The 9,041-nt window shown below is 62.9% G+C and carries 9 protein-coding genes; 2 read left to right on the forward strand and 7 right to left on the reverse strand.

The window, feature by feature from the left end:
• Positions 1-47: 47 nt before the first annotated feature.
• The 5 genes from KFO72_RS15670 to KFO72_RS15690 all read right to left on the reverse strand — a co-directional run bounded on the left by KFO72_RS15670 (position 48) and on the right by KFO72_RS15690 (position 5,285).
• The gene (locus KFO72_RS15670; RefSeq protein ID WP_062915852.1) at positions 48-2,288 is read right to left on the reverse strand and encodes a RelA/SpoT family protein; all 2,241 of its coding nucleotides are present in this window, start codon (positions 2,286-2,288) and stop codon (positions 48-50) included.
• A 61-nt stretch (positions 2,289-2,349) separates the two neighbouring features.
• A complete protein-coding gene (locus KFO72_RS15675; protein WP_035990403.1) occupies positions 2,350-2,703 on the reverse strand; it encodes a RidA family protein in 354 nt (117 codons plus the stop codon).
• Positions 2,704-2,806: 103 nt separating this feature from the next.
• Positions 2,807-3,727 (reverse strand): alpha/beta fold hydrolase, encoded by a 921-nt coding sequence (locus KFO72_RS15680; RefSeq protein ID WP_225032510.1) that lies wholly within the window; start codon positions 3,725-3,727, stop codon positions 2,807-2,809.
• Positions 3,728-3,936: 209 nt separating this feature from the next.
• Positions 3,937-4,578, reverse strand: coding sequence for a CoA transferase subunit B (locus KFO72_RS15685; RefSeq protein ID WP_225032511.1), 642 nt, complete (start codon positions 4,576-4,578; stop codon positions 3,937-3,939).
• 2 nt (positions 4,579-4,580) lie between these two features.
• Positions 4,581-5,285, reverse strand: coding sequence for a CoA transferase subunit A (locus KFO72_RS15690; protein ID WP_054934291.1), 705 nt, complete (start codon positions 5,283-5,285; stop codon positions 4,581-4,583).
• 313 nt (positions 5,286-5,598) lie between these two features.
• On the opposite strand from KFO72_RS15690, the gene KFO72_RS15695 reads away from it, so the two are divergent.
• Positions 5,599-6,144, forward strand: a complete 546-nt coding sequence (locus tag KFO72_RS15695; RefSeq protein ID WP_054934290.1) for a PAS and helix-turn-helix domain-containing protein — start codon at positions 5,599-5,601, stop codon at positions 6,142-6,144.
• 66 nt (positions 6,145-6,210) lie between these two features.
• Here the strand turns inward: KFO72_RS15695 and KFO72_RS15700 are convergent, their stop codons facing one another.
• Positions 6,211-6,639: an acyl-CoA thioesterase gene (locus tag KFO72_RS15700; protein ID WP_054934289.1), complete on the reverse strand. Its 429-nt coding sequence runs from the start codon at positions 6,637-6,639 to the stop codon at positions 6,211-6,213.
• 194 nt (positions 6,640-6,833) lie between these two features.
• Entirely contained in the window at positions 6,834-7,610 is a 777-nt protein-coding gene (locus KFO72_RS15705) for an SDR family oxidoreductase (protein ID WP_054934288.1), read from the reverse strand.
• A gap of 188 nt (positions 7,611-7,798) precedes the next feature.
• Between KFO72_RS15705 and KFO72_RS15710 the strand changes: the two genes are divergently transcribed.
• Positions 7,799-9,041, forward strand: a 1,243-nt coding sequence (locus KFO72_RS15710) for an NAD(P)/FAD-dependent oxidoreductase (protein ID WP_225032512.1), incomplete at its 3' end; no start/stop codon positions are given.

A 9,041-nucleotide genomic window follows, 5' to 3' on the forward strand; every position in this document is an offset into this window, starting at 1 on the left:
CGGCGACATCAAAATCCCGATGCCGCTTTCGCGAATGGCCAACGCCATCACTTGCGCGTCGCGCTAACGACGCCCGCTACTTCCCCCAACATTGCGCACGCGCGCTGGATCTGCGCCGCACTCGACACTTCCACCGTGAACTGCATGAACGCCGCGTTGCGCCGCGACTGCGTCTTTACACCGACCACGTTCATCTTCTCGCGCGCGAAGACTTCGGAGATATCGCGCAGCAGACCTTGCCGGTCGCTGGCTTCGATCGAAAGATCGACGGGATAGACCGACTTGCCGCGCCCGCTCATCACGTCCGCGGACCATGCCGTTTGCAGCACACGCTCCGGCGCACGCTCGGCCATCCGCAGGAACGTCGGGCAGTCGCTGCGATGGATCGACATGCCCTTGCCGCGCGTGACAAAACCCGCGATGTCATCTGGCGGCGCCGGGCGGCAGCAGCGCGCGAGCTGCGTGAGCAACGCATCGACGCCGACGACCAGCACCCCCGTCGACGCGCCATGCGCAACGCTCGCGCCACTGCTGCGCTTCTCGAACTGCTCAGGCGCTTCGACGACGGGCTCGGCGGGCGGCGCGTCGTTCAGCGCCTGCTCGACGAGCCGCAAGCTGAACTCTTCCTTGCCGACGACCGAGAAGAGATCGTCGGTGGACTTGAAACCCAGCTTCGCGGCAAGCTGATCGAGATTGACGGACGTCTTGCCTTCGCGCTGCAAGGTCTTTTCGACCATCGCGCGCCCCGTCGCGATGTTCTCCTGCACTTCGACCGCGTTGAACCACGCCCGCACTTTCTGGCGCGCGCGGTGGCTTTGCAGATAGCCAAGCTGCGGATTGAGCCAGTCGCGCGACGGACCGCCTTCTTTCACCGCGATGATCTCGACGGTCTGCCCGTTCTGCAACGGCGTGTTCAACGGCACCATCGCGCCGTCGACGCGCGCGCCGCGGCAACGATGTCCGAGTTCGCTATGCAGGTGATACGCGAAATCGAGCGGCGTCGCGCCTTGGGGCAGCGGAATCACACGCGCCTGCGGTGTGAGCGTGTAGATATGGTCGTCGTCGAGCGTCGCCTGGCGAAGCTGCTCCCACGGCCGGGCCGCGCCCTTTTCACCGGGCTTGCCTTCGGACACATCGTCCTTCCACGCAAGCAGCTGACGCAGCCATGCGATCTTCTCGTCGTATTTCTCGCTAGCACTGAACTGGCCGCCGTAGCCGCGCGTGCCCGCTTCCTTGTAGCGCCAGTGGGCAGCCACGCCATACTCGGCGAACTGATGCATTTCCTGGGTACGGATCTGCACTTCGAACGCGCGGCCGTCATCGCCGATCACGACCGTGTGCAGCGACTTGTAGCCGTTCGGCTTGGGCCGCGAGATGTAGTCGTCGAACTCCCTGGGCACCGGCTGCCACAGGTTGTGCACGATGCCGAGCACCGTATAGCAATCCTTGATGTCCGGCACGATGACGCGAAACGCACGCACATCGTACAGCTCGGAAAAGTCCAGTTCCTTGCCTCGCATCTTGCGCCAGATGCTGTAGATATGCTTTGGCCGGCCGCTCACCTCGGCGTTGATATGCGCCGCAGCCAGCTCTTGTTGCAACCGCTCGATCGCCTCGGCCACATACGTTTCGCGCTCGACGCGCTTCTCGTCGAGCAGCTTCGCGATGCGCTTGTAGGTTTGTGGCTCCTCGAAGCGAAATGCGAGGTCTTCGAGTTCCCACTTCAACTGCCAGATGCCGAGCCGGTTCGCGAGCGGCGCGTAGATGTCGAGTGTCTCGCGCGCCACGTCCGGCGTAGGCGTGATCTTCGCCGCTGCATAGTAGCGTAGCGATTGCAGCCGTGAAGCGAGCCGGATCAGCACGACGCGGATGTCCTGCGCGAACGCGAGCAGCATCTTGCGCAACGCTTCGACCTGCGCGCGGCGCGCGGCCTGCGCATCGCGGCCCGCTTCGGGCATCGCGTTCTGCGCCGCACGCATGCTCACGGTGCCGAGCCGCAGCAGCTTGCGCACGTCGCCGACCAGTTGCGCGACTTCCTCGCCGAAATTGTCGGCGATGGTCTGCTCGGGGTTCGTCAGATGCGGCGTCAGCGAGAACAGCGCCGCCGCCAGCACTGCAGGCGGATCGACGTTGAGCGTGCGCATGATGGCCGCCGTGCCGGCGGCATGATCGGCGAGCGGCTCGCCCGACGACAGGCGCGCATCGCCCGCGTGCTCGCGCACGAACGCGAGCGCGTCGTCGAAAGACGGCGTTGGGTTCGGAGCGGTCGTGACGGTGTCGGTGTTCATCGTGCGGCGGCCCGCGGCATACGCGGGCACTCAGGCGAATGCTTGAAACGTGATGGCTGGCCTAGCTGCGCTGCGCGGCGACGACGACCACTTCGACGAGGCACTTCGGGTTGGCGAGCTTCGCCTCGACGGTGGCGCGCGGCGGCGTGTTGCCTTGCGCGACCCACTCGTCCCACGCCGCGTTCATGCCAGCGAAATGCACCATGTCCGAGATATAAATCTGCACCGACAGCAGCAGCGACTTGTCGCTGTTGACTTCGCCGAGCAGGCGGTCGATGTGGCCGAGCACTTCGCGCGTCTGACCGACGATGTCCTGATCGGTGTCCTCGGCGATCTGGCCAGCAAGATAGACCGTGCCGTTGTGCACGGCGGTTTCCGAAAGACGCTTGCCGACGTGATGACGAATGACTGCCATGAAATGTCCTGTCCGTTGAGAATAAAAAACGATGCTGTGCGGCGATGCGTTTTGCGTTCCCCGATTCTTTGTGATCGGTCAACGACGCCGCGCGAATCTCATATTATGACGCGTCAGCGCCGTCCCCGATAAAGAACCGTTTCACGATATCGATCTGATCAGCGGAGAGAAAGGCTGGCGCGTGGCCCACACCGGGAATATCGACGCTCGACACATTGCGCCCCTTCTCGATCATCTGCGCGACGGTTTCGCGCGACAGCAGATCCGACTGCTCGCCGCGTACCACGAGCACGGGTCCCTCGATCGCCGCAAACGACTGCCACAGCGCCGCCTCGCCGAGCGCCGCCAGTTCGGGCGTGGTCTTGGTGAACGGCTCCGCGATGCGCGGGTCGTAGCGAAAACGCCATGCGCCGTCACGCTCATGCACGAGCGGCGAATTGATCTCGCGCCACTCTTCGGGCGTCAACGGCCCGAACGATTGCGCGAGCAACGCCGCATGATCGATCACTTCCTGCTGCGTGGCGAACGACACCGGCTGCCCCAGATAGCTGCCGATACGCTCGAGCGCGACCGGCTCGACATGCGGGCCGACGTCGTTGACGATCATCTTGCGGATGGGCGAATCCTTCAGCCCGGCGAAGGCCATGCCGATCAGCCCGCCCATCGACGTGCCGAACCAGTCCACCGACTCCACGCCAAGCCGCGCAACGAGCGTGACCATGTCGCCGACATACTGCGGAATGGTGTAGTAAGCGGGATTGGCGAGCCACGACGACAAGCCGCGCCCGACCACGTCAGGACACACCACGCGATACACCGACGACAACGCCGCCGCGACCCGGTCGAAGTCACGACCCGAGCGCGTGAGACCATGCACGCAGACCAGCACGCGCGGGTTGTCGGGCGCACCCCATTCTGTGTATGCGATGCGATGCAGACCAACGGGGCTTGCGCATTGCACGTAACGTTGACGGGGCACGGCGGGACTGATTGCGGGCGAAACGGCGAAGGGCGTGGCGGTCATCAGAATTCCCTCGATCGAAACAGGCAGCGCGCAAAAGGCGCACGGAACACGATCGATTCTAAACCGCTTCGCCCTCGTCTCTCATCGGTGAAACGGCATAGGACAAAAGCACAAACGCCAAAATGAAAAAGCGGGTGCGACCTGCATCGCACCCGCTTCCCATCAATCTTTACGTCAACCCGATCCGGCGCGGAACCGGACGAACAAGATCAGCCCACTGCGCTCGTGTCGAGCGGCGCGCCCGTCTTCGCCTTGATCTCGTCGACGGTGACGCCGTCGGCCAGTTCGACCAGCTTCAGGCCGCCATCGACCACGTCGATCACGCCGAGGTCGGTGATGATGCGGTCGACCACGCCCACGCCCGTCAACGGCAGCGTGCATTTCTCGAGAATCTTGTGCTGGTCGCCCTTCGCGACGTGCTCCATCAGCACGACGACCTTCTTCACGCCCGCCACGAGGTCCATCGCGCCGCCCATGCCCTTGATCATCTTGCCCGGGATCATCCAGTTCGCCAGATCGCCCTTCTTGCTGATCTGCATGGCACCCAGAATGGCCAGGTTGATGTGTCCGCCGCGAATCATCGCGAACGAATCGGCCGACGAGAAAATCGACGAGCCCGGCAGCGTCGTCACCGTCTGCTTGCCGGCGTTGATCAGGTCGGCGTCCACTTCGTCTTCGTACGGCGACGGACCGATGCCGAGCAGGCCGTTTTCCGACTGCAGCCACACTTCCATGCCCGCGGGCACGTGGTTGGCGACGAGCGTCGGCAAGCCGATGCCGAGGTTCACGTAGAAGCCGTCCTGCAGTTCCTTCGCCGCGCGCGCGGCCATCTGGTCACGATTCCAAGCCATGATTACTCTCCTTTCGCGCGGACGATGCGTTGTTCAATGCGTTTTTCCGGATTCGCGTTCAGCACGAGGCGCTGCACGAAGATACCCGGCGTGTGGATTGCGTCCGGATCGAGTTCGCCCGTCTCGACGATCTCTTCGACTTCCGCGACCGTGATCTTCCCCGCCATGGCGCACATCGGGTTGAAGTTGCGCGCGGTGCGGCGATAGATCAGGTTGCCCGACTTGTCGGCCTTCCATGCCTTGACGAGCGCGACGTCGGCCGTCAGCGAATGTTCGAGCACGTAGTGGTTTTCGCCGAACTGGCGCGTTTCCTTGCCGTCCGCGATGATCGTGCCGTAGCCCGTGTTCGTGAAGAACGCCGGAATGCCCGAGCCGCCTGCGCGCAGCTTTTCGGCGAGCGTGCCTTGCGGTGTGAATTCCAGCTCGAGTTCGCCCGCCAGATACTGGCGCTCGAATTCCTTGTTCTCGCCCACATACGACGAAATCATTTTCTTGATCTGGCGCGTTTCCAGCAGCAAACCGAGGCCGAAGCCGTCCACACCCGCGTTGTTGCTGATGCAGGTGATGCCCTTGACGCCCGAATCGCGCAGGGCGGCGATCAGCGCTTCGGGAATGCCGCACAGGCCAAAGCCGCCGACAGCGAATGTCTGGCCGTCCTTGACGATGCCTTCGAGCGCGGACGCCGCGCTTGCGTAGACTTTGTTCATCAGTGTGTCCCTTCCTTGATTGGATACCCGAAAATCCGGATCGATGCGACGCCGTTCTTATGTCGACTGGCAGCTCGTCCCGGCGCGCTTTCGCGCGGCCTGACAGATTGCCGGGGCGCTGCGGGCATGGCCCGAAACGCCATTCTAGTCACCTGCGGCGAACGGTGGCGTGACTCGTGCAAAACTTGATGGAGAACTGCTCGGGCACGCCAGCCGCGCATCTTGTGATGTGCCGAAAGGGTACGATGCGGCGGCCTTGCGGCACAATACGCAAAAATACATAAGTACTCGTCCCGCATCCTTCGCTGATTTCATGCCCGCTCTGGATTACCAAACCGCTTTTCATCTCGCGCCGATTGGTCTCGTGCTGTCGCGCGAACGGATCATCGAAGACTGCAACGACCAGCTCGCCTCGATCTTCGGCCGCTCGCGCGAATCGTTGCTGGGGCAATCGTTCGCGGTGCTGTATCCGTCGCCCGACGAGTTCGAGCGCATCGGCGAGCGCATTCCGCCCATCATGACGGCGCAAGGCAGCTACGCCGACGACCGCATCATGAAGCGCGCCAACGGCGAGCTATTCTGGTGCCACGTGACGGGCCGCTCGCTCGACCGCGCGACACCGCACGCAGCGGGCGTCTGGACTTTCGAGGATCTGAGCGCGACGCGGCGCGTCGCCGTGGAACTGACGCCGCGCGAGCGTGAAATCGCCGCGCAACTGGTGACGGGGAAAACGAGCAAGCAGATTGGCCGGATTCTCGACATCAGTTCGCGTACCGTCGACGTCTACCGCGCGAGGCTGATGCGCAAATATGACACGGGCAACGCGACCGAGCTGTTGCAGCGCCTGCTCGGGAACTGACGTCCGCTTGCGTAGCGGGAGCGGGGAGCGGCGCCGGCCGTGACAGCCGGCGCGCGAGGATGACGCTCAGGCCTTCACGAGCTGAGCGTTTTCGATGGTCGAGCGCAGCAGGTCGGGAATCGGCACCGACTTGCCCGCCGCGTAGTCGATCCACACGCACTTCGCATTGCCGCGCGCGTACAGCGTGTCAGGATCGTCAGCGCGATACAGTTCGAAGCCCGTATCGAAGCTGCTGCGCCCCGGCACGCCGACTGTCATGCGGCCGATCACGTCGCCCGGATAGTGCAGCTGCTTCAGAAATTCCATCGATGCATTGACGATCACGGGCCCCTGCCCTTCGCCATTGCCGCCGGCAATGCCGAGCTGCTCGAACCAGGAAATCCGCACCTGCTCCATGTAGCGGAAATAGACCGTGTTGTTCACATGGCCGAACGCGTCCATGTCGCCCCAACGGATCGGCATCGACAACTCAAAAACTGGGTGGTAATCGCTCATTGCACTTCTTCTACGGTTCAAATCGGGGAAACGGAACGGCTGGGCCGCATTCGGCTGCGGCCGCACCGCAAAGCATGGCGGCCAGACTGCGCCGCGCGATGCGGACGTTGCACAAGGGTGTCAATGATCGCGCGTTTCGCGTTTTTCTGCTCTGAGCGTCGCGAAACGCGTGGTTGTCAGCGCAGCCGCGCCCGTCACGACAGGGCGAAGCCGTCGTCGGCGGCGATCACCGAGCCGTTGATGAACTGCGATTCGTCAGCGGCGAGCAGCAGCAACAACCCATCGAGATCTTCCGGTTTTCCGACGCGGTGCCGCGGCAGCATCGAAATCAGCTTTTGCCCCTGATCGGTGGACCAGTGATGGTGATTGATCTCGGTATCGATATACCCAGGGCAGATCGCGTTCACATTGATGCCATGCCGGCCCCACTCCTGCGCCATCGCCTTCGTCATATGCACGACGGCCGCCTTGCTCATCGAGTAAAGGCCGATCTGCGGCAGCACGCGCAAGCCCGCCACGGATGCAATATTGATGATCCGGTACGACGGCTTGTTAGTGGCGCCGCAGCGCATGATCATCCGCTTGGCCACTTCCTGCGCGACGAAAAAGGCGCCGCGCGTGTTCGTGTCGAACACGTATTCGAAATCGGCGGGCGTCACTTCCGTCAGCTTTTGCGTGGTCGAGACGCCCGAGTTGTTGACGAGAATATCGATCGTCCCCGCCTCGGTCTCGGCATGCGCGACGGCCGACTTGATGCTCTGATAATCCGTCACGTCGAGCGAAACGACGTGCGCCGCGCCGCCCGACGCCTCGATCTCGGCACGCAATTCCTTTAGGCGTTCGATACGTCGGCTCGCCAGCACGACCTTCGCGCCTGCTTGCGACAGCACCATGGCAAACCGCTTGCCGAGTCCACTCGACGCGCCGGTAATCAGCGCCACCTTGCCTTCCAGATTGATCGAACGGCCCATTGTCGTTTTCCTTGGAACGTGGATGTGATGGGAATGCCTGGCCCGCGTGCTGCGCAGCGCATGGCGTAAATCCCAGTTCACAATAATAGAACGATCGTGCTAATCTTGCCTCATTGTGTTGCAGTGCAGGGATCGTTCGCTGACAATACGATCCCGAAAAAAGCATTCTAACGGTAAGAGGAGCATCAATGACCCCCGCAAGTCTGATCGAGCAATACGGCCCGCGCGAGTCGATGGAATATGACGTGGTGATCGTCGGCGGCGGCCCGGCGGGCCTGTCGGCGGCCATTCGCCTGAAGCAGCGTGCCGCGGAGAAAGGCGTCGAGATCGGCGTCTGCGTGCTCGAAAAAGGCTCGGAAATTGGGGCGCATATCCTCTCGGGTGCCGTGATGGACCCGCGCGCGCTGAACGAACTCATTCCGGACTGGAAGGAAAAAGGCGCGCCGCTGGACGTCGAAGTGACGGAAGACCGCTTTTTGTTTCTCTCCGAAACGGGCGCGAAAGCGGTGCCGAACTGGGCGTTGCCGGACAATTTCAAGAATCACGGCAACTACGTGATCAGCCTCGCGAACGTCACGCGCTGGCTCGGGCAGCAGGCCGAAGCGCTGGGCGTCGAGATTTTTCCGGGCTTTCCGGCCGCTGAAGTGCTTTACAACGACGACGGCTCCGTCAAAGGCGTCGCGACGGGCAATCTCGGCATCGGCAAGGACGGTGAGCCGACCGAAAACTTCCAGCTCGGCATGGAACTGCATGCCAAGTACACGCTGTTCTGCGAAGGCGCGCGCGGGCATCTCGGACGCCAGCTGTCGGACAAGTTCAAGCTGCGTGATGGCGCCGATCCGCAGGTGTACGGCATCGGCATCAAGGAACTGTGGGAAATCGATCCGGCCAAGCACAAGCCGGGTCTGGTGATCCACACGGCTGGCTGGCCGCTCGATACGCAGACCTACGGCGGCTCGTTCCTGTATCACATCGACAATAACCAGGTGATGGTGGGTTTTGTCGTCGGCCTCGGTTATTCGAATCCGTATCTGTCGCCGTTCGAGGAATTTCAGCGCTACAAGACGCATCCGTCGATTCGTGCGTTCCTCGAAGGCGGCAAGCGCGTGTCGTACGGCGCGCGGGCGATCACGGCGGGCGGCTTGCTCTCGCTGCCGAAGCTCGCTTTCCCGGGCGGCGCGCTCGTGGGCGACGACGCAGGTTTCCTGAATGCATCGCGGATCAAGGGTTCGCACGCGGCGATCAAGACAGGCATGCTCGCCGCCGACGCGGCATTCGACGCCGTACAGGCTGGACGCCAGAGCGACGAACTGACGGCTTATCCCGAGTCGTTCAAGACCTCGTGGCTGCACACCGAACTCTACCGCGCCCGCAACTTCAAGCAGTGGATGAGCAAGGGCCTGTATCTCGGCACGCTGATGGTCGGCATCG

The organism is Paraburkholderia sp. XV (genome assembly GCF_020177535.1).
Lineage (GTDB): Bacteria > Pseudomonadota > Gammaproteobacteria > Burkholderiales > Burkholderiaceae > Paraburkholderia > Paraburkholderia caribensis.

Bases quoted from the DNA above. Each gene is read 5' to 3' on its own strand.
- KFO72_RS15700 (WP_054934289.1), bottom strand. From the start codon at position 6,639: ATGAGCGATTACCACCCAGTTTTTGAGTTGTCGATGCCGATCCGTTGG.
- KFO72_RS15695 (WP_054934290.1), top strand. From the start codon at position 5,599: ATGCCCGCTCTGGATTACCAAACCGCTTTTCATCTCGCGCCGATTGGT.
- KFO72_RS15680 (WP_225032510.1), bottom strand. From the start codon at position 3,727: ATGACCGCCACGCCCTTCGCCGTTTCGCCCGCAATCAGTCCCGCCGTG.
- KFO72_RS15705 (WP_054934288.1), bottom strand. From the start codon at position 7,610: ATGGGCCGTTCGATCAATCTGGAAGGCAAGGTGGCGCTGATTACCGGC.
- KFO72_RS15690 (WP_054934291.1), bottom strand. From the start codon at position 5,285: ATGAACAAAGTCTACGCAAGCGCGGCGTCCGCGCTCGAAGGCATCGTC.
- KFO72_RS15685 (WP_225032511.1), bottom strand. From the start codon at position 4,578: ATGGCTTGGAATCGTGACCAGATGGCCGCGCGCGCGGCGAAGGAACTG.
- KFO72_RS15670 (WP_062915852.1), bottom strand. From the start codon at position 2,288: ATGAACACCGACACCGTCACGACCGCTCCGAACCCAACGCCGTCTTTC.
- KFO72_RS15675 (WP_035990403.1), bottom strand. From the start codon at position 2,703: ATGGCAGTCATTCGTCATCACGTCGGCAAGCGTCTTTCGGAAACCGCC.